Source organism: Bacillus sp. 5RYD7K (genome assembly GCF_059831465.1).
Window position 1 is genome coordinate 1,001,961 of the sequence record NZ_CP191200.1, and the last position, 21,049, is coordinate 1,023,009.

General features: G+C 45.6%; 17 protein-coding genes. 15 read left to right on the forward strand and 2 right to left on the reverse strand.

All coding sequences use genetic code 11. The features are described 5' to 3' along the window. The first annotated feature begins 61 nt into the window (after window positions 1-61). From wapA to ACQE26_RS05130, 12 genes are all read left to right on the forward strand, one after another. Complete coding sequence (wapA, locus tag ACQE26_RS05075) at window positions 62-7,096, forward strand: tRNA nuclease WapA (protein WP_500470843.1); 7,035 nt, start codon at window positions 62-64, stop codon at window positions 7,094-7,096. A gap of 176 nt (window positions 7,097-7,272) precedes the next feature. Next, window positions 7,273-7,755, forward strand: coding sequence for a YxiG family protein (locus ACQE26_RS05080; protein ID WP_060963906.1), 483 nt, complete (start codon window positions 7,273-7,275; stop codon window positions 7,753-7,755). Continuing rightward, window positions 7,748-8,146 carry a YxiG family protein gene (locus ACQE26_RS05085; protein ID WP_060963907.1) on the forward strand — a complete coding sequence of 133 codons (399 nt, stop codon included), beginning with the start codon at window positions 7,748-7,750 and terminating at the stop codon, window positions 8,144-8,146. The genes ACQE26_RS05080 and ACQE26_RS05085 overlap by 8 nt, the downstream gene beginning before the upstream one ends. An 86-nt stretch (window positions 8,147-8,232) precedes the next feature. Next, window positions 8,233-8,646: a YxiG family protein gene (locus ACQE26_RS05090; RefSeq protein ID WP_500470845.1), complete on the forward strand. Its 414-nt coding sequence runs from the start codon at window positions 8,233-8,235 to the stop codon at window positions 8,644-8,646. A gap of 83 nt (window positions 8,647-8,729) precedes the next feature. After that, complete coding sequence (locus ACQE26_RS05095; protein WP_500470846.1) at window positions 8,730-9,209, forward strand: hypothetical protein; 480 nt, start codon at window positions 8,730-8,732, stop codon at window positions 9,207-9,209. A gap of 42 nt (window positions 9,210-9,251) precedes the next feature. Then, complete coding sequence (locus ACQE26_RS05100; RefSeq protein WP_500470847.1) at window positions 9,252-10,079, forward strand: hypothetical protein; 828 nt, start codon at window positions 9,252-9,254, stop codon at window positions 10,077-10,079. Between the two features lie 102 nt (window positions 10,080-10,181). Then, window positions 10,182-11,027, forward strand: a complete 846-nt coding sequence (locus ACQE26_RS05105) for a YxiH-YxzG fusion protein (RefSeq protein WP_500470849.1) — start codon at window positions 10,182-10,184, stop codon at window positions 11,025-11,027. Further along, window positions 11,020-11,568: a DUF4240 domain-containing protein gene (locus ACQE26_RS05110; RefSeq protein ID WP_500470850.1), complete on the forward strand. Its 549-nt coding sequence runs from the start codon at window positions 11,020-11,022 to the stop codon at window positions 11,566-11,568. Before ACQE26_RS05105 ends, ACQE26_RS05110 begins: the two co-directional genes overlap by 8 nt. A gap of 5 nt (window positions 11,569-11,573) precedes the next feature. Beyond that, entirely contained in the window at window positions 11,574-11,939 is a 366-nt protein-coding gene (locus ACQE26_RS05115; protein WP_500470851.1) for a YxiJ family protein, read from the forward strand. 16 nt (window positions 11,940-11,955) lie between these two features. Then, the gene (locus ACQE26_RS05120) at window positions 11,956-12,216 is read left to right on the forward strand and encodes a YxzC family protein (RefSeq protein WP_500470852.1); all 261 of its coding nucleotides are present in this window, start codon (window positions 11,956-11,958) and stop codon (window positions 12,214-12,216) included. A gap of 50 nt (window positions 12,217-12,266) precedes the next feature. Next, window positions 12,267-12,662 carry a hypothetical protein gene (locus ACQE26_RS05125; RefSeq protein WP_060963919.1) on the forward strand — a complete coding sequence of 132 codons (396 nt, stop codon included), beginning with the start codon at window positions 12,267-12,269 and terminating at the stop codon, window positions 12,660-12,662. 32 nt (window positions 12,663-12,694) lie between these two features. Continuing rightward, complete coding sequence (locus ACQE26_RS05130; protein WP_500470853.1) at window positions 12,695-14,134, forward strand: DEAD/DEAH box helicase; 1,440 nt, start codon at window positions 12,695-12,697, stop codon at window positions 14,132-14,134. Window positions 14,135-14,153: 19 nt separating this feature from the next. On the opposite strand, the gene ACQE26_RS05135 is transcribed toward ACQE26_RS05130, so the two are convergent. Then, window positions 14,154-15,440, reverse strand: coding sequence for an MFS transporter (locus ACQE26_RS05135; protein ID WP_500470854.1), 1,287 nt, complete (start codon window positions 15,438-15,440; stop codon window positions 14,154-14,156). Between the two features lie 170 nt (window positions 15,441-15,610). Between ACQE26_RS05135 and licT the strand changes: the two genes are divergently transcribed. Beyond that, the gene (licT, locus tag ACQE26_RS05140) at window positions 15,611-16,444 is read left to right on the forward strand and encodes a BglG family transcription antiterminator LicT (protein ID WP_438420938.1); all 834 of its coding nucleotides are present in this window, start codon (window positions 15,611-15,613) and stop codon (window positions 16,442-16,444) included. Between the two features lie 190 nt (window positions 16,445-16,634). After that, the gene (gene bglS, locus ACQE26_RS05145; protein ID WP_438420937.1) at window positions 16,635-17,366 is read left to right on the forward strand and encodes a beta-glucanase; all 732 of its coding nucleotides are present in this window, start codon (window positions 16,635-16,637) and stop codon (window positions 17,364-17,366) included. A gap of 41 nt (window positions 17,367-17,407) precedes the next feature. Here bglS and citH read toward each other — a convergent pair whose 3' ends face one another. Continuing rightward, window positions 17,408-18,688 (reverse strand): citrate transporter CitH, encoded by a 1,281-nt coding sequence (gene citH, locus ACQE26_RS05150; RefSeq protein WP_500470856.1) that lies wholly within the window; start codon window positions 18,686-18,688, stop codon window positions 17,408-17,410. A gap of 199 nt (window positions 18,689-18,887) precedes the next feature. On the opposite strand from citH, the gene ACQE26_RS05155 reads away from it, so the two are divergent. After that, on the forward strand, window positions 18,888-20,939 hold the full coding sequence (locus ACQE26_RS05155; RefSeq protein WP_500470857.1) for a catalase: 2,052 nt from the start codon (window positions 18,888-18,890) through the stop codon (window positions 20,937-20,939). Window positions 20,940-21,049: the final 110 nt, after the last annotated feature.

A 21,049-nucleotide genomic window follows, 5' to 3' on the forward strand; every position in this document is an offset into this window, starting at 1 on the left:
TAAACAATTTCAATAATATTACTATTGTTAAGCCTATATTACAAAAGAAGGAGGAGAACCTATGAAAATAGGAAAAAAGAACAAGTGGAAAAAATGGCTGGCCGGCACTCTTGCGGCATCGCTTATGATTTCCATTGCGCCTGCCGATGTATTTGCGGCAGAAACACGTGAAAAACAAGATCAAGTGAAAACCGCCGCCATTCCGGCAGCAGACCCGGAAAAAGATCTTCCGGCGGAAAAAGCATCCGAGCAGATGCCGTTTGATCAAAAAGATATCAATAAAGACGGTGAGATCACGTCTGAAAGAACTGAGAATTCAAAACTTTATTATGAGGGCGAGGGTGTATACAAACAGGAAATCTACACAGACCCCATTCATACGAAAGAAACCGCCAATGCGGACTGGGAAGACATTTCTCCTGAATTGAAAACCGGCTCAAAGGAAGTCGGGACGGAAAATACAGTGCTGAACTCCGATTTTCTGAAGCAAATGAAAAACGGATTATACGCTACATTTGAACACGATGATCATAAGCTCACATACTCTTTAACCGGCGCAAAAGGCCCCGATCAGGCTGCAATCACTCCGACAGATGCCTCAGCAAAAGTCAAGGAAGACAGCAACGAGCTTACGTATCAGCAAGTGTTTCCTGCTATTGATTTACAAACCTACACATTTAACGAAAACATAAAAGAAGACCTTGTGCTTCACAAATATGAAGGCTACAATTCCTTCACCTTTCAAATCAAAACCGACCTTCAGGCTAAAGAACAGGAAGACGGCTCTATCGCGTTTTCTGATGATAAAGACAATGTCGTCTACACTGTGCCGAAGCCTTTTATGACCGACTCAGATCTCGACGAAAAGTCAGGTGAAGTCAGCAGGTCAGAAGATGTCAGCTTCAAGCTTGAAAAAAACAGTGAAGGCTACTTGCTCCATGTAACGGCCGATGAAAAATGGCTGAAAGATCCCAAGCGGGTTTATCCGGTATCTATTGACCCGTCAACATCAGTATCCGTGTCATCCGATACCTTTGTCATGAGCGCGTATCCGACGACAAACTACTCTGCCGCGTCGCAGAAATGGGACGCCGGATTGAAAGCGTACGTGCTGAAAACAGGTTATTATGACGGCACAACCGGAACGAACTACGCATTTATGAAGTTTGATAATTTAAAGCCGATCAAAAACATGACGGTGACAAAAGCGACGCTTAAAGCATACACAGCCCACTCCTATTACGGATCAAAGGCGACGGGGCTTTGGCTCGACACCGTAAACAGCAATTACGACAATGCCAAGATCACGTGGAAGAACAAGCCGGACTCCAAAAATATCGGCAAAGCCGAGGTCTATAAAGGCCAATGGGCAAGCTTCGATGTCACATCCGCAGTCAAGTCGTGGAACAGCGGCGGCGCCAATTACGGCTTTAAGCTTCACACAAACGGCAACGGAAAAGAATATTGGAAGAAGCTGATGTCATCAGCAAACTCCGACAAAAAACCTTACATCGAAGTGACATACACGATTCCGAAGGCGGACACGCCGTCTGTCAAAGCGTATCATAACGGAGATTCGACAGGATTTTTCAATATCAGCTGGAAAAAAGCTGAAGGCGCCAAAAGCTATAAAGTGTGGCTTTATAACGGGAAAGAATATCAAGCCATTTCTGTTGGCAATGCAACCTCTTGGAGCACAAAAGGAAAAAACATCTGGCCGACAAAAGCGGAAATTGATTCCGGTAAATATAAGCTGCATACAGACGGAAAAGGCGGAAGTGAATTAGCGCTTGACCCTTCACCGGTCTATAAAAACTCCGGCGGCAGCTATCCGGCAAGCAAAAATTACTGGGTCGCGGTCAGCGCGGTGTTTGACCAGGGAGAAGGCGCCATGTCTGCGGCTGCCAAGCCCGTCATTCCGAATATTGGCAGAGTTCAAAGGCCAAGCACGAAAGGTTTTAATAACAACAACGCAACAGGCTGGTTTGATCTTTCCTGGAAAGCCGTATCAGGCGCAGCCGGATATAAAATGCAAGTCTTTAACGGCAAAGGCTTTGAAACGCTTGACCTCGGAAATAAAACATCCTGGTCCACAAAAGATCAAAACATCTGGCCGACAAAGGCGGAAATCAGCGCCGGAAAATATGCGCTTCACCTAAAAGACAATAAAGGCGCGGAATTGTCGATCAACCCGGGCCCTGTTTATAAAAACGCCGGCGGAGACGCAAACCGGAAATCCTACGGATTTAAAGTCATCGCCTATAACAAAGACGGGGAAGCGATCGCCTCACCGGAAGCTAGTCCGGCGCTGCCTGATATCGCAAAGCCGAAAAATTTGACAGGCTATGTCTATACAAACACGAAATCGAGCCAAACGGGTTATGTCAATCTCATATGGGATAAAGTCAAAAACGCCAAAGGCTACAAAATCAATATCTACAACGGAAAAGACTATCAATCATTTGATGTCGGGGATACCGATCATTGGACGACCCAAAACAAAAACATCTGGCCGTCAGCCGATGAAGTGAAAGCGGGAAGATTCCAGCTTCACACGGACGGAAAGGGCGGCGAACTGGCGCTTGACCCTTCACCTGTTTACGAAAACGCAAACGGCAATTACAAAGGAAAGAAGAACTATTCCTTCACACTGACCGCCTATGACGCAAACGGTGACAGCATACCGACGGCACCTTTTAACCCTGTTTTCCATGAAGGGGCGGAATTCCTCGGAACGGAAGAATTCTGGTCCATTATTGACATTCCGGACGGACAGCTGAATGGCGCGACGGGAAATGTCATCGTCAATGAAGAAGATATGTCAATCGACGGACGCGGACCGGGGCTCGGACTCTCCCGGACCTTCAACAGCCTTGACAGCTCTGACCATATGTTCGGCCAAGGCTGGTATGCCGATGCGGAAACGTCGATCCTTTCTGAAGACGGCAGAGCCGTTTATATTGATGAGGACGCGACAACACATGTCTTCACGAAAAAATCTGACGGCACGTATCAGCCGCCGACGGGCGTTTATCTCGAACTGACGGAAACAAGCGATCAATTTGTATTAAAAACAAAAGATCAGACGAACGCTTATTTCAGCAAAAAAGGCGGCAAGCTCCAAAAAATCGTTGACGGACACAACAACACAACCGTATACGAGTATAACGACAGCAATCAGCTGACCGCCATAACAGACGCATCAGGGCGCAAGCTGACGTTTACCTATGATGAAAACGGCCATGTCACATCTTTAACAGACCCGAAAAACAAAAAGATTTCGTATTCATATGACAAAGACCTTCTTAAAAAGGTGACGGATACTGACGGCAGCGTCACAAGCTATGACTATGATGCCGACGGGCGCCTCGTCAAGCAGTATTCCGCAAACAGTACGGATGACAAACCGCTGTTCACTGAATACCAATACAGCGGCCACCGCCTCGCCAAAGCCGTCAATGCGAAAAAAGAAACGTATGATTACAGCTATGACGCCGGCAAAAAAACACTGCTCATGACGCAGCCGAACGGTCGAAAAGTGCAGTACGGCTATAACGAGGCGGGCAACCCGATTCAGATGATCGATGATGCCGAAGGGCTGAAAATCACGACCAACACCGTATACGAAGGCAACAACGTCATTCAGGACACCGATCCGAACGACGCGGATGCGGGCAAAGCGACAGAAAGCTATCAATATGATAAAGACGGCAACGTCACAGCCGTAAAAGACAACTACGGCACCGAAACGTATCAGTACAACAAAAACAATGACGTAACGAAAATGAAGGATACCGAGGGGAACGTCACTGATATTGCATACGACGGACTGGATGCCGTATCTGAAACGGATCAAAGCGGAAAATCCTCATCCGCCGCCGTGTATGACAAGTACGGAAATCTCATTCAATCAAGCAAAGAGCTGGCAGCTTCGGCAAGTCTGCTGAAAGACGGCAGCTTTGAAGGAACAAAGCTGGGCTGGAATCTCACCGCTACGAGAGACAGCGGAAGTATTGCGTCTGTAAAAGCAAGAAGCGGCGCGCTGTCCGGACAAAAAGCACTGGAGATCACCTCACAATCCGTTTCAGCCGGAACAGAGCACGGCCATGCGTCCGCAACGCAGGAAGTGCAGCTTGAGCCGAATACGACGTATACACTCAGCGGCCAGATCAAAACAGATCTGACAAAGGCGAGAGCGTATTTCAACATTGATCTGCGTGACAAAGACCAAAAACGAATTCAATGGATTCACAATGAATCAGGCGCATTAGCCGGAAAGAATGACTGGACGAAACGGCAGATCACCTTTACAACACCGGCCAATGCAGGAAAAGCCATCGTCTATATGGAAGTGGATCATAACGACAAGGACGGCAAAGGAAAAGCGTGGTTTGATCAGGTTCAGCTGGAAAAAGGCGAAGTCTCTTCAAGCTATAACCCGGTTCAAAACAGCAGTTTCACGGCCAAAGCAGACGGCTGGAGCACAAGCGGAGCCGCCGCTGACCTTGATGAAGGCTTCGATGATGACAGCTCATTAAAAGCGTCCCGCACAAATGCATCACAAGCCAATGCGGCCGCAAAACAAACCGTCACATTAGGCCAAAGCGCGGACGATAAGCCGGTATATATCACGCTGACAGGGATGTCCAAGGCTGACGGCGTAAAATTAACGAACGACAATGATTACGCGCTTCAGGCCGGCGTCACCTATGCGGACGGCACGACGGGCGTCTACACCGCCAAATTCCCGCAGGGGACACAGGAATGGAACCGGGCAGCGGCAGTCATTCCGAAAACAAAGCCGATCAATAAAATCGAAATCAGCATTCTGTTCCAAAAAAGCGCCACAGGAACGGCGTGGTTTGATGATATCCGTTTAATCGAAGGAAGCATCCTGACGAAAAACACCTATGACGAAAAAGGAAATTATGTCACAAAAGAAGAAGACGAACTAGGGTATGCAAGCACTGCTTCATATGACGAGACTGGCAAGAAAACATCTGAAACCGACGCGAAAGGCGAAACAACCGCCTACGAATACGATCAGGCCGACCAGCTGACAAAGCTGACCCTGTCAAACGGCACATCCATCCTTCACAGCTATGACAAGGAAGGAAATGAGCTGACAAAAACGATTCGGGCCGGCGCAGACCAGACCTATCAATATGAATATGACGTCATGGGCAAGCTCGTCAAAACAACCGACCCGCTCGGCAATGTATTAAAGAGTGAATATGACGCCAACAGCAACTTGACGAAAACTGTTTCCGCCAACGGCAATGAAGTGTCGCTGACCTATGACGGCACCGACCGGGTTAAGTCAAAAGCGTATAACGGCACTGAAAAATACAACTTTACCTATGACAAAAACGGCAATGAAACGTCGGTCACAAACAAAGAACAAAATACAACGAAAAAACGCACCTTTGACAACAAAAACCGCCTGACCGAATTAACCGACCGCGGCGGCAGCCAAAGCTGGACGTATCCGGCTGATTCAGATAAGCTGAAAACTTTCTCATGGAGCCACGGCGGCCAAAAAGGAACAAACAGCTTTACGTACAACAAACTTGATCAAATGATTGAAATGAAAGACGGCTCTTCAGCTTATACATTTGATTATGATGAAAACGGCAATGTCCAGACATTCATCAGCGGAAATGAAGTCGGCACGAGCTTCTCGTATGATGAGCGAAATCTCGTCAGCTCTCTTCATATCGGAGCGAAAAACGGCGGCAGCATCTTCCGGGAAAGCTACGAATATGACGCCAACGGGAACCGCACGGTCATCGACAGCTCAGCGGGCGGAAAGGTGCAGTACGAATACGGCAAGCTCAATCAGCTCGTCAAAGAAACTCATGAAGACGGCACCGTCATTCAATATACGTACGACGGCTTCGGCAACCGGACAAACGTCACCACAACAAAGGACGGCGCAAGCAAATCAGTCAACGCATCCTTCAACATCATGAACCAGCTGACGAAGGTGAATGACGAAGACCTGTCCTACGATAAAAACGGCAACCGCACATCCGACGGCAAATACACATATACGTGGGACGCGGAAGACAACCTGACCGCCGTTACAAAAAAAGGCGAAGACAAACCGTTCGCAACATATAAGTATGACGAAAAAGGAAACAGAATCCAAAAAACCGTCAACGGAAAAGTTACGAACTACTTCTACGACGGAGACAGCCTGAACGTCCTGTATGAAACAGACGACGACAACGTCACAAAATCATACACGTACGGTGACAACGGCCAGCTGTTATCCTATACAGAGAACGGCAAGAAATATTTCTATCACTACAACGCACACGGTGACGTCATCGCGATCTCAGACAGCACCGGAAAAACCGTTGCCAAATATCAGTACGACGCGTGGGGAAATCCGACAAAAACCGAAGCGAGCGACGAAGTAAAAGACAACCGCTACCGCTACGCAGGCTACCAATACGACGAAGAAACCGGCCTGTACTATCTCATGGCCCGCTACTACGAACCAAGAAACGGCGTATTCTTATCACTCGACCCTGACCCGGGCAGCGACGGAGATTCGCTGGATCAGAATGGGTATACTTATGGAAACAACAACCCAGTCATGAACGTCGATCCGGATGGGCATTGGGTGTGGATGGTAGTAGGTGCTTTAATTGGAGGAGTCTCTTCTTACAAAGCAGCGAAGGCAAAGGGAGCAAGAGGTTGGAGGTTAGTTGGATCTGTAGCCTTAGGTGCCGCTGGCGGAGCAATCGGAGGAAACTATCTACGAGTAGGACGTACTCTATATAAGGCTGGAAAATTATCTAAAACATATTGGAATGCTAGAAAAGTCGCAAAGGCAAACAAAGGTGTGATTAAGAGAGCTAAAACTAAGAAAGGTTGGGTAGTTACTACTAAAAAACATACAGTAAGATTAATGGGGAAGAATTCTGGTCAGCGAAAAAAACCTTACTATAGAATGTCAGTTAGAAATAAAGGACCTTTAAATGCAAAAGGGCATTTCTCAAATAATCCTTATGAGACTCATATAAAGTTAAGATGGTCATCACATCGAAATATAAATAAACGCTTACGCAGTAAGTCACACAGATGATATTAGTATAAATGTATAGCTCTAAGTTTTGATCCATTTAGGGGTTAATAATAGCAATTAACATAGATAGAGATGCAGATGGTTATACAGATGAAATCTATTTATAGATATTTTCTAAGTTGCCATCTGCATTATCATACCCTTTTACTTAAATAAAGTGAGGAGAATGTTATAACATGAACAGTATTGAACAATGGATAGACTATATAAATCATGATGTTAATTGCTTTTTGCACGATATTAATTTTGAATACTTAGAGAATAGATTAACTCTTTATTTCAAGGTATATGATGGAGGAGAAAAAGCCACTTTAAAAGAAATTACATTTAAAGATGTAAACGGAATTTATTTCGGTGTTAATAACAAGTTGGATAAAACTATGCCCAGTGATGCTAATTGGTACCTTGAAGAAATCAGTTATTTCAAAGAGGGAATTGGAAAAATGCAAAATGGTATATTAGGTGATCAAGTCTCAAGTGCTAATTTTCTTATAGAAATTAACGGAACTTTACTTGCTATAGAATGTAAATATATATACTTTGATTCTAAAGAATATCAAGTGTTTAATTATCACGAGAAAACTGAAAAAAATCAAAAGAGTCATATAGTGGCTGGAATCAAAAAAATCTTTTCAAGGAGGGAGGATTCAGGTGAATAATCCATTACAAAAGCTACTGATTGATTCGGAATGCATCGTATTAAAAACAGATTTTCATTTCTTTAAAAAAGAGTTTATTCTTCATTTGGAAGTGAATACGAAAGGAAAGAAGCAACAGCATTGTATTGAATTCAAAAATGTATCATCATTATTTTTTTATGCGGGCAAGGAATCATCTTTAGATGGAGTCAATGCAGAGAAAAGATGGAGGTTACATTCGTTCTCATGCTATCCTCAGGGGATTGGAACAATATATCACCCTTTAATTGAAGATTATGAATCGAATGCAAACATTTTGATTGGGATTAACCAAGCAGTCTATGCAATTGAAACTGAACGGGTGATCTTTGATTCAACTGAAATATATGCATCAGATAAAGATTGTTCGTAACGAAGAATTTATCTAGATGGTTTTGAAAGGTAATTCCTCTCTTGTGAGGTCTGGCTTTACATTTGTCTTAATAAAAGAGGCAGGAGATGACCATGTACAAAACAATAAATGAATGGGTAGATTACATAGATGGGGGGTGCAGTGTCCGTCATTTAGATTTTAATGTGTTTAAAAAAGAACTCTCACTTGATATCAAGGTTTTTGAAAGTGAAGCTGAATATACGCATAAAATATTATTTCAAAATGTGGCATCCACTTATTATAGTGCAGATATTGGTGATATGAGATTAGAAAAAATAGATCCGGAAGAATACAATTGGCAAGTATTTGAGATGAGTTACCACCCGGAAGGAACCGGAAATCTATCAAATGCTGTAATTCCTGAGTATCAATCAAATGCTAATTTTCTCATTGACATGAACAGAATGCTGATTGCTATAGAAGCTGAAACCGTTCGATTTGATGATCAATCATTTTATGCGTATCATTCGAAATCATAAATAAACAAATAAGAGAGGTTCCCAGCCTCTCTTTTCTTACAAATAAAACCGCTTTTACGCGGGAAACCGTTTGCGGAGGTAATATGAGCCGTCCTTTAAATTTACAAAAAGAATCATTGAGGGCTATAGGGAATCTGGATGTGATTAACCCGTTGAAATACAACTCAATATATTCATGTGATCTAGTGAGTAAAGATACTTTTTTCCAATTAATGAATGACTTAGAATTCGAAACAGTTCTGATAGAAGTAATGGCATCACCTTCTTTTATTGAGGGATGGAAGAAGAAGGTTGAAAAGAAAATGATACATATGAATACGATATCGAAAAAGTTAATTCATATTGAATGTGGTCTGACAAAAGAAGAATTGATGGCAGACCACTTATTGGATGAATTATATTTTTTAGCATCGATCAATGATTTTGTTGTTATAATAGCAAACCCTTTCAACAATAAGTCCTACATGAATCCGAACACTCAAAAGGTTGATGTTACTACTGAAAATAATGAAAAAATCATTTGGTTTGAATACGATGCAGCAGATTTATATATCATTGCTTAATTTAATATAAATTCCAGATTCCTATTCAACGGAGTGTTGCTGATGTTAGAACTTACCGCGGAGCGGGTTGGGTCATATGAAAGGGAAAATATCATTTATTTCAATGCGGGCCGGGATGATCAGGTATTTATTGTGTCGGTGCACGATGACAAAGTAATATTGGAGGTTATGAAAGGCAGCTCTCTTTTAATCAAAAAAGAGTTACACGGATTTTCTGAAGATACCCATTTCTATCTGGTTGATTCGTATGATGACACTATCGTTATCGTTTACCTGGAAAATCATACGTGTCAATTAGCCGCATACTGCGTAAACAGTAATAAAATCAATCCGATTTGTTCTTTTCTATTAAGCGCCAATGTATTTCATCTGAGTGAGGATGGGTTATTATGGATCGGATTAACAGACGAGGGTATGTATGATGAGAGGAATCCTCAAGGAAAAGCGATATTTGCTTTTCATACAGAAGACAGAACGTTTTATTTTGAAGACGATTTTAAAGAAATGATGCATGAATGCTATGCCGTACAATCGATCAAATCCGATTTGTATGTATGTTTTGAGGGAGAGGATTGCTGTGTCATCGGGCATTATCAGATTGGACGGGACAGAATTCGTACTGTTGCAGAATATGTGCTGGACGGCGATCAATACTCCTATTGTGATCAGCTGTCCGTTTCGAAAAAAAGGGTGCTTCTGATTCAGAGTCACGAGGATAACCTATTTGCATTTCATGAAGAGAACAAAGGCTTATCAGAGACTGACGTCATGATACACGGTATTGATAGAAAAGGAAAAACAACGTACAGAGCCGTCCAGGACCGCATGTTTATCTTTAATGATAACGATTTATATTTGGTAAAGTTTTGATCAATCCTATGCAGATGGCTTTTTTCAGCCATCTGCATATCATTTTACAGAGTGAACGATCGATATAAATAAAATACCATCCAAGACTCAAGGGGCAATTACATGAAAATAAAAATGAATAAGATAGCCGAAGAATCAGTAATAGGATGTTTTTTTCATTTTGATAACTGCGGGCGTCTGTATCTCGGAAGGCATCAGAATGACGGTCTTTCGTTTATGATCATCGACAAATCGGGCGATAGCCGAGTGATTCATATCGATGAACAAATTCTGTGTGAGGATATTATGCTGTTTCAACAGAGTTCGGCTGACCGGTATGTATTGATTTACTTTGAATCGCATGAGTATAAAGTGAAAGTATTTTCAGCAGATGGAACAGAACAATGTGCATTTTCTCTGCCTTCAGGGGTTTCATGCAGTCTTTTGGACGAAAAACAAAACCTGTGGATCGGTTTAAGTGATGAAGGTATTTATAGTGATGAAAACCCTGAGGGGCACAGTGTGCTGTGCTATTCATTAGATGGCCGGCTGAAGAAAACTCACATTGATCAGCAGCTTTCGGAAATATACGCGCCCGCGGCAGATGACTGCTATGCACTTGCAGAAAAAGACGGACTGATCTACATGCTGTATTACTCTTATACAGTCATTGCCGCATTTGATGAAACCGACGTGAAACGAGTTTGGATTATTTCTGATAAAGCATATTCCGGGGTTTACGACCAGCTAGCGATTTCAAATGACGGGTTTTGGGTATGCAAAGATGATCATTCACTGTCTCTCATTCCGGCCGATGTCAGCCTGCCGATGCAAGAGGTGAAATGCTGTGATCCAGACGGGCGGGAGCTCTCGATACAACAGCTGAAACTAACAAGCAATGCTATTTATACACTATCAGACTCGGGGATCTATAAGTGGGATATCAGAGGGGGAAAATCAAATGAATGAAACATCTTTTTGGCAGCTTATTGACCAAGCTGGCAGTCATGAAGAACCTAATGAGTGGCTGCGTGATGCATTATTGAAAGAAGAAATCAATGAGATCGTTGATTTTGAATTTATGCTTCAGACATTCATGCACAAAAGCTATCTGTCCTTACTATGGGCGGCAGCATACATCCTAATGGACGGCTGCTCGGACGATACATTTGATTATTTCCGCGGCTGGCTAATTGCTCAGGGAAAAGAAACTTTTGAAAAAGTGCTGGATGATCACGAGTATTTGGCAGCCTACATCACAGAAGAGACGCTTGACGAGGAAGACTATCCGCAAAATGAAGACTTGCTGTCAGTGGCAATCGAGGCGTTGACATATATGAAGACTGGTGACGATGAATGGGATGATAAAGTACACGACGAGCTTTTAGATGCGCTTGAACAAAAGGGACTTGCCGAATCGGACGGTATTGAATTGGATTGGGAAGAAGAAGATTTGCCTGAAAGGTTTCCAAAACTGTGGGAGCGTTTTGGGGACAATCCGCTCGGCTAAATGAGATGTTAAAATCCAACAGATATTCTTTAAATAATGACGTCATCAGAAACTTGAAATTACACAAAAAAGAATTAGAGGGTCCGCTGCCTTTAGATGCAGGAAGTTTTGAAGAAGACTTTGAGGGTGCTGTCTGCGCTGGGGATTTTTATGAGTATTTCGCGCTTATCTGCGGCAGCTTAGATTTTGTGGTGGCGAATAAACAAATGCCTGCTCGGCAGCGTAAAGCCTTATATAAATCCTTTTTTGAGCTTTATCCGCAATATGCACAGCTGAAAAACACTTTAACAGATTATCCGGAGCTCAGCCGGGAAATCGGGCGGCACGAGCGGGTGAGAAGGCTGTTGGTCAGCATTTTAAACAAGAAGTGAAAGGCAGGCTTCTGGCGTGAAAGAAACAACAATGGCAGAATGTCTGAAAAAGGCTGGTCTGATCTTGAACGGTCAAGCGGCGAGGGAAGAAGTGTCGGATTGGGCGTCTGAGTATGTGGCTGCAGATGATCCGGCGGTTGAGGACGAAAACGTCTGGGAGATGCTCATATATTTAAGCGGGTTTGATCTGAAAGATTCGCCTGATTCATATCTGCATACGATAGAAGAATTAAGAGATTGGTTGCAGGAATATAAAGAAATTCATAGGGGTTTGTAAGAAAATTTCATTTGAGTCAGACATGCCAGCTGAAAAGAAGGAGGCACAAAATGGAGTGGCACAAACATGAGAAAGCAGTTATGCTGCGGCCGGATTCGCCGGGTTGTTTTGAATTGACGGAGTTTATGTTCTATACCGGATATAACGAGTATTATGATAAAATCCCGGTGTTTGAGCTGAGGCTGACTGATGGACAGTATGATGCTGTGCTGCGGTTTGAAGGTGTGAGTGCTGCCCGGCTGGATGATCTGGAGAGCATCACCGACATCCGTCTGGGTATCAGCCCGGTCGACGGCGGCTGGGAATCGATACGCTATTATGTCGATGACGGGGAAGGAAGAATGAGCTTCTATTGCGCCAAGTGGGTCGTGCTTGACATGAAGAAAAAGCAGTCTCCGAATGTTCCGGCAAAACGTCAGGGTAAAGCGGCGGCGTTTCGCGTATAATGAGGGGAGCCGGACAGAGAAGGAGTTTAGTCATGAATGAGTTTAATGAATACGCGATCAGCCCTGATATCCAACGGGCGCTGAAAGGATTGCAATACACCGAGCCGACTGAAGTGCAGCGGCGCGTCATCCCCGCCGCGCTGCAAAAAAAAGATCTCGTCGTCAAATCGCAGACGGGCAGCGGCAAAACCGCAGCCTTCGGCATTCCGATCTGCGAGCTTGCGGAGTGGGAGGAAAACAAACCGCAGGCCCTGATTTTAACGCCGACCCGCGAGCTTGCGGCGCAGATTAAAGAAGATATCACAAATATCGGCCGTTTTAAACGGATAAAAGCCACGGCGGTTTTCGGAAAAGCTTCTTTTGATAAACAGAAAACCGAACTGAAGCAAAAAAGCCACGTCGTTGCCGGAACGCCGGGGCGTGTGCTTGATCATATAGAGAAAGGGACGCTGCCGCTTGAACGGCTGGCGTATGTGGTGATTGACGAAGCGGACGAAATGCTGAATATGGGATTTATTGAACAGGTGGAAGCCATCATTCAGCATCTGCCGAAAAACAGAGTCACCATGCTCTTTTCAGCGACGCTCCCGGACGACGTCGAGAAGCTGAGCCGCACATATATGAAAGACCCTGAATTGATTGAAGTAAAAGCGGAAGGCCTGACGACAAAAGATATTGAGCATTTTGTCACCGGAACAGCAGAAGAGGATAAATCATCATTGCTGCGTGATGTCCTGATCACCGAAAATCCGGACAGCTGCATCATATTCTGCCGGACAAAAGAAAGAGTCATCCAGTTAACCGATGAGCTGGACAGGCTGGGCTATCCTTGCGATAAAATTCACGGCGGCATGGTGCAGGAAGACCGCTTTGACGTCATGAATGAGTTCAAGCGCGGCGAGTTCCGCTATCTCGTTGCGACCGATGTTGCCGCCAGAGGAATTGATATCGAAAACATCAGCCTCGTCATCAATTATGATATTCCGCTTGAAAAAGAAAGCTATGTGCACCGCACCGGCCGAACGGGCCGCGCCGGACACCGCGGCCGGGCCATCACGTTTGTGACGCCGTTTGAGGGGCGGTTTCTGAATGACATTGAGACATATATCGGTTTCCGCATCCAAAAGCGGGAAGCACCGTCAGAAAAAGAAACAGCGGAACGGAAAGCGGCTTTTGCGGAAAAATTGAACGCCCGCCCAGACGTCAAAACAGACAGAAGCGAACAGTTAAACAAAGACATCATGAAGCTGTACTTTAACGGCGGAAAGAAAAAGAAAATCAGAGCCGTTGATTTTGTCGGAACGATCGCCAAAATTGACGGTGTGACAGCTGACGACATCGGCATTATCACAATTATGGACAACGCCTCTTACGTGGAGATTTTAAACGGAAAAGGCCCTCAAGTTCTCAAAGTGATGAAAAACACAACCGTCAAAGGGAAAAAGCTCAAGGTGAATAAAGCGAATAAATGATGAAATGACCTGCTCCCAGTTAAAGGGGCAGGTCATTTTGCTGCTGGCTGCTATCGGCACTGTTCTCTTCCGGCACAAATGCAAGGATGGCGATTCCGATCACAAATAATAAAATCAGGCTGAACACGGCGGCTGACGAATTCCCGGTCAGCTGGGCGGTGACGGCAATCAAAAGCGGGCCGATAATCGAAGCAAACTTGCCGAAGATATTATAAAAGCCGAAAAACTCATTGGCGTGCTGTTTGGGGACAAGCTTGGCAAAGTAAGAGCGGCTCAGCCCCTGAATACCGCCTTGGGAAGTGGCGACAAGCATAGCCAAAACCCAGAAATCAAAAGCGGAATCCATAAAATAAGCATACGTGCAGACAATCATATACACGCCGATTCCGGCATAAAGCATCGTTTTTCCTTTAAACCGTTCGGCCAGCCGCCCGTACAAAATCGAAAAAGGCGCGGCGACGACCTGTGTGACAAATAAAATAATCAGAAGATTTGCCGCGCTGATGCCGAGGTCTGCCCCGTATGACGTCGACATTGTAATGATGGTGCCAACCCCATCGATGTAGAAGAAATAGGCGAGCAGAAACAAAAACAGCGCCCGGTACTTCCTGATCTGCTTCAGCGTGCCGGCCAGCCGTTTAAAACTGCTGATCACAAGCCGCGGCTCTCTCTCGATATAATAGCGCTGGCGGACGCGGCGAAGGAGCGGAATCGTGAACAGTCCCCACCAAGCCGCCGTAATCAAAAAGGCAATGCGGCCCGCAGCCTGGGCGGACAGCGGAATCGCCCCCGCTTGTGCTGACAGAATGACGGCAATGCTGAGGAGAAAAGGGATTGTGCTGCCGATATAGCCCAGCCCAAACCCCCTGGCCGACACCATATTCATCCGCTCCTTTGCGGCTACATCAACGAGAAACGCATCATAAAACACATTAGACCCGGCAAAGCCGATCGTGGAAATCGTATAACAAATTAACAACAGCATCCAAGATTCGCCGGGAATCAAAGCCAGTGCGGCGGTGCCCGCCACACCAATCAGAAAAAAGAAGGCAAAAAACCGTTTTTTGCATCCTTTGTAGTCGGCAATCGTTCCTAAGACGGGGCCGAGCATCGCCAAAATAAAAGTCGCGGCGGCAATCGTATAGCCTAAATAAGCGGTGGAATCAGCCGCGCTGACGCCGTTTTCCGCCGCGGCCGCTTTAAAAAACAGGGGAAATACCGCCGTCATAATAATGACCGAATAAGCTGAATTGGCCCAATCATACAGCATCCAGCTGCTTTCTTCTTTCGAAAACCGTTTCATCACACACGCTCCTTCTCAAAAACCGGTTCTCTGCATTATATGCGCCTCATCCGCATCGTTGGACAAAGATTTCTGCACCCTGTTTTCTGATTGACCTGGAGATATTGACCTAGTTCAAAAAGGAGGTACAATCAAGGTGTGGCAGGTAATGGTCAGGCGGGAGGGAGACAGAATTGAAGATTGCGAAAGTCATTAATAATAATGTCGTCAGTGTGCTTAAGGAAGGCAATCAGGAATTGGTTATCATGGGCCGGGGCATTGCTTTTCAAAAGAAAACGGGAGACCCTGTAGATGAAGCCCGTATTGAGAAAGTGTTCACCCTCGATAACAGAGATGTATCCGAAAAGTTCAAAACCCTTTTGTATGATATCCCGATCGAGTGTATGGAAGTATCCGAAGAGATTATCAGCTATGCGAAATTACGGCTCGGCAAAAAGCTCAACGACAGCATTTATGTGTCGCTGACCGACCATATTAACTTTGCCATCCAGCGCAATAAGAAAGGGCTGGATATCAAAAATGCCTTGCTGTGGGAAACAAAAAGGCTCTACAAAGACGAATTTGCAATCGGAAAAGAAGCGCTGATCATGGTAAAAAACAAGACTGGCGTGTCTCTGCCGGAGGATGAAGCAGGCTTTATTGCGCTGCATATTGTAAATGCCGAGCTGAATGAGGAGATGCCCAATATCATCAGCATTACAAAAGTCATGCAAGAGATTTTGAGTATCGTAAAATACCATTTTAAGATTGAATTCAATGAAGAATCACTTCACTATTATCGGTTTGTCACCCACTTAAAGTTTTTCGCACAGCGCCTTTTTAACGGCACACACATGGAAAGCCGGGACGACTTTTTGCTGGAGACAGTGAAAGAAAAATACCATCGGGCGTATGAATGCACGAAGAAAATCCAAACCTGCATGGAGAGAAAGTATGAGCACAAGCTCACTAGTGATGAGCTGCTGTATTTAACGATTCATATAGAAAGGGTAGTCAAACAAGCATAATGAGAGCGTCATCATTTATTCATTTTACATATGAGCCTAAATTACAATGAGTGCGGATTATCTCTTACTGTGCTAATGTAATTTAGGTTTTTTAAGATTCATTATTATCATTATTCTGACCGATGTTCCCTTTTAACAGAATCATGTATGATCAATAAAAAAACGCTTTCCAAGAAAGGGGAATGCCAATATGCCTTATCGTATGAAACGAGTGCTGCTGCTTCTTGTCACTGGATTGTTTTTGAGTTTGTGTGCGGTCACTTCTAGTGCTTCGGCTCAAACAGGCGGATCGTTTTTTGAACCTTTTAACAGCTATAACTCCGGATTATGGCAAAAAGCAGATGGTTACTCGAATGGAGATATGTTTAACTGCACTTGGCGTGCAAATAACGTATCCGTGACGTCATCAGGTGAAATGCGTTTGGCGCTGACAAGTCCGTCATATAACAAGTTTGACTGCGGGGAAAACCGTTCGGCTCAAAAATATGGCTATGGACTTTATGAAGTCAGAATGAAACCGGCTAAAAACACAGGGATTGTTTCATCGTTCTTTACTTATACAGGTCCAACGGATGGGACTCCTTGGGATGAGATTGATATCGAGTTTTTAGGAAAAGACACAACAAAGGTTCAATTTAACTATTATACAAATGGCGCGGGAAACCATGAGAAGCTGGCGGATCTCGGATTTGATGCAGCCAATGCCTATCATACGTATGCGTTCGATTGGCAGCCAAACTCTATTAAATGGTATGTCGATGGGCAATTAAAACATACTGCGACCACCCAAATTCCGTCAGCACCGGGGAAAATCATGATGAATTTGTGGAATGGTACGGGTGTCGATGACTGGCTCGGTTCCTACAATGGCGTAAATCCGCTGTACGCTCATTACGACTGGGTGCGTTATACAAAAAAATAATGTATAGAAAAGGATTTCCGCCAGCGGAAATCCTTTTCTGATTAAAACGAAATAATCCCAATCAAAAGCGCCGCAATTGTCATGACAATCGTTGTCCCCACAGCCCATTTAATGGTGAATTTTTGATGGCCGCCAAAGCTGACGCCCGCCATTCCGACCAATAGATAGGTGGATGGCACAAGCGGGCTGAGCAGATGCACCGGCTGGCCCAGCAAGGAGGCCCTTCCGATTTCAGCGGCGTCTATTCCGTAAGCGGAAGCGGCTTCTGCGATGATGGGAAGGACACCGAAATAAAAGGCGTCATTTGACATGAAAAAGGTGAACGGCATGCTGACAATCGCAGTGATCAGCGGCAGATGCGGACCCATGGCATCAGGAATGAGTGAAACGAGAGAATGCGCCATTGCATCTACCATTTTTGTACCGGAGAGAATGCCTGTGAATATGCCGGCCGCAAACACCATGGACACAACGTTTAACGCGTTTCCCGCATGCGCCGAGATCCGTTTCTGCTGCTCTTTGACATTTGGATAGTTAACCATCAAGGCAATGGCGAACGCGGTCATGAAAAGAACAGGGAGCGGGAGCAGGCTGGTGATCAGAGCGGCCATCAGGACGACAGTCAGCAGCAGGTTAAACCATTGGAGAGCGGGATGCTTGAGCGGCGCCGCATCCGGATCGGAGGACGGCGCGTGATCAAGCGAAATGACGCCGAGCCGCTTCCGTTCTTTCTTTCCGAGGAGATAAGCAACGGCGATCACCCAAAGAATGCCGGCAATCATGGCGGGAATCAGCGGAGTGAAGACTTCTGACGTGTCCAATTTCAAGGAAGCCAAAACCCTCGCCGTCGGTCCGCCCCACGGAATAATATTCATGACCCCTGAACCGAGCATCGCAATTCCGGCTAATACCAAACGGTTCATGCCGAGCCGTTTATAAAGAGGCAGCATCGCCGCAATCGTAATCATATAGGTCGTTGTCCCGTCTCCGTCGAGCGAAATGGTCATCGTCAGGACCGCTGTGCCGACGGCGATCTTTAACGGATCTCCTTTGACAAATGATAAAATTTTGGCAATGAGAGGATCAAACAGACCTGAGTCAATCATAATGCCGAAATATAGGATGGCGAATAACAGCATGATGCCGGTAGGGGCGAGGTCTGTCACGCCCTGAATCATCATCCCGCCGAGATCTTTGCCAAATCCGCTGATCAGGGCAAACACAACAGGAACGACAATCAAGGCAATAAGAGCGGAAAGCCGGTTAGACATAATAAGGTACATAAAGACAATGATCATCACAAAACCGAGTATGGCAAGCACGATAGGACCTCCCTTTTTCAACGGTTGTTTTAGTAAGCGCTTCCATGATTTCTTTCTGTCACGAAGGCTTATTTCAAATGTGTATGACCGCATATTTAGATATAGACCTAAAATCCTATTGAGCCGATCAGCAGTTTATATAGGGAACACCGCGGGTAAATGTGCTGTAGAATGTTTCGTTTTAAAAGGGGGAACTGACATGAGTGATGATCAAAACAAACGAGTAAATGAGCACTCAAAAGACGAGCAGCTTGAGCAGTACAGGTCTGATAACAGCGGGAAGAAAATGACGACCAATCAGGGACTTCGTGTGTCTGAGGATGAGCATTCTTTAAAAGCGGGTGTCCGCGGCCCTACGCTGATGGAGGATTTTCATTTTCGTGAAAAAATGACGCATTTTGACCACGAGCGGATTCCGGAACGGGTCGTTCATGCGCGCGGATACGGCGTTCATGGGCATTTTCAGGTGTACGAACCGATGACGGAATATACACGGGCGAAATTTTTACAGGATCCGTCTGTCAAAACGCCTGTCTTCGTCCGTTTCTCAACAGTGGCGGGCTCCAAAGGGTCAGGCGACACAGTCCGTGACGCCAGAGGATTCGCGACTAAGTTTTATACCGAAGAAGGAAATTACGATCTCGTCGGAAACAATATTCCGGTATTCTTCATTCAGGACGCGATCAAGTTCCCGGATCTCGTCCATGCCTTTAAACCGGAACCGCACAATGAAATGCCGCAGGCAGCGACGGCTCATGATACGTTCTGGGATTTTGTCGCCAACAATCCTGAATCCGCGCACATGGTCATGTGGACGATGTCTGACCGCGGCATCCCGCGAAGCTACCGGATGATGGAGGGCTTCGGCGTGCATACATTCCGTTTTGTCAACGAGAAAGGAAAAGCGCGTTTCGTGAAATTCCACTGGAAGCCGGTTCTCGGCGTGCATTCTCTCGTCTGGGATGAGGCGCAGAAAATTGCCGGGAAAGATCCCGATTTCCATCGCCGCGACCTATGGGAGACCATTGAAAACGGCGGCAAAGTCGAGTTTGAGCTCGGTGTTCAGATGATTGACGAAGAAGATGAATTTAAATTTGACTTCGATATCCTTGATCCGACGAAGCTTTGGCCGGAGGAACTGGTTCCCGTCAAGCTGATCGGAAAAATGACCCTCGACCGCAATCAGGACAATGTCTTTGCGGAAACGGAGCAGGTCGCATTCCACCCGGGAAATGTCGTGCCGGGCATTGATTTCACCAATGACCCGCTTCTGCAGGGACGGCTTTTCTCTTATACGGACACACAGCTCATCCGTCTTGGCGGACCGAATTTTCACGAGATTCCGATCAACCGGCCGGTCTGCCCGTTCCATAACAACCAATACGACGGCTACCACCGGATGACGATTAATAAGGGCCCTGTCGCCTATCATAAAAACTCTCTGCAGAACAATGATCCATCGCCGGCCTCAGAAGAAGAAGGCGGATACGTTCATTATCAGGAAAAAGTAGAAGGCAGAAAAATCCGCCAGCGCAGCGAGAGCTTCAATGACTATTTTTCTCAGGCGAAGATGTTCTGGAACAGCATGTCACACGCCGAGAAGGAACATATCATCTCCGCGTTCTGTTTTGAGGTAGGAAAAGTGAAAAGCAAGGATGTGCAGCAGCAGGTGATTGATGTCTTCAGTCACGTCGACGCCGGTCTTGCCGAGCGCGTTGCGAAAGGAATCGGTGTGAACCCGCCGCCAAAGGACCGTGAATCTGATGAAACGTTCACTTCCCCGGCCTTAAGCCAGGAAAATACGGTAAAGACGGCAGCCACAAGGCAGGTCGCGGTTTTAGCCGACCACGGGTTTGCCGATGCGGAAGTCAAACAGTTGCTTGACGCATGCAAACAGGCGGGAGTCAGAGCCGATATCATCAGTCCTGTGCTTGGAACCATCAAGGGAGAAAACGGCACGGAGCTCGAAGCGTCAGCCACTTTCCTGACAGCGGATTCCGTCCTGTATGACGCTGTATTCATTCCGGGCGGACAACAAAGCACTGACAGCCTCAAAGCCCAAAAACCGGCTAAAGATTTCGTCAGTGAAGCCTTCAGCCATTACAAAGCGATCGGCGCCTCCGGTGAAGGAAAAGAACTTCTCGCCCTCACCGCCGGAACCGAAAACGGCCCTGGCCTTGTTCCGGACGGAAATGGCGAACAATTTCTGAAGGCCGTGGCTGAGCATCGGCATTGGGACAGAAAAATATAAGAATGACAAAGCGCCTTTTTATGAGAGGGGCGCTTTTTTTCTTGTGAAAGTGAACTATCGGAACGAAGCATTAATATGGGAAGAAAACGAAAATCGCTTCCGTGCACATC

Bases quoted from the DNA above. Each gene is read 5' to 3' on its own strand.
- ACQE26_RS05080 (WP_060963906.1), top strand. From the start codon at position 7,273: ATGAACAGTATTGAACAATGGATAGACTATATAAATCATGATGTTAAT.
- ACQE26_RS05110 (WP_500470850.1), top strand. From the start codon at position 11,020: ATGAATGAAACATCTTTTTGGCAGCTTATTGACCAAGCTGGCAGTCAT.
- wapA (WP_500470843.1), top strand. From the start codon at position 62: ATGAAAATAGGAAAAAAGAACAAGTGGAAAAAATGGCTGGCCGGCACT.
- ACQE26_RS05130 (WP_500470853.1), top strand. From the start codon at position 12,695: ATGAATGAGTTTAATGAATACGCGATCAGCCCTGATATCCAACGGGCG.
- ACQE26_RS05115 (WP_500470851.1), top strand. From the start codon at position 11,574: ATGTTAAAATCCAACAGATATTCTTTAAATAATGACGTCATCAGAAAC.
- ACQE26_RS05095 (WP_500470846.1), top strand. From the start codon at position 8,730: ATGAGCCGTCCTTTAAATTTACAAAAAGAATCATTGAGGGCTATAGGG.
- ACQE26_RS05100 (WP_500470847.1), top strand. From the start codon at position 9,252: ATGTTAGAACTTACCGCGGAGCGGGTTGGGTCATATGAAAGGGAAAAT.
- ACQE26_RS05090 (WP_500470845.1), top strand. From the start codon at position 8,233: ATGACCATGTACAAAACAATAAATGAATGGGTAGATTACATAGATGGG.
- bglS (WP_438420937.1), top strand. From the start codon at position 16,635: ATGCCTTATCGTATGAAACGAGTGCTGCTGCTTCTTGTCACTGGATTG.
- ACQE26_RS05155 (WP_500470857.1), top strand. From the start codon at position 18,888: ATGAGTGATGATCAAAACAAACGAGTAAATGAGCACTCAAAAGACGAG.
- ACQE26_RS05125 (WP_060963919.1), top strand. From the start codon at position 12,267: ATGGAGTGGCACAAACATGAGAAAGCAGTTATGCTGCGGCCGGATTCG.
- ACQE26_RS05105 (WP_500470849.1), top strand. From the start codon at position 10,182: ATGAAAATAAAAATGAATAAGATAGCCGAAGAATCAGTAATAGGATGT.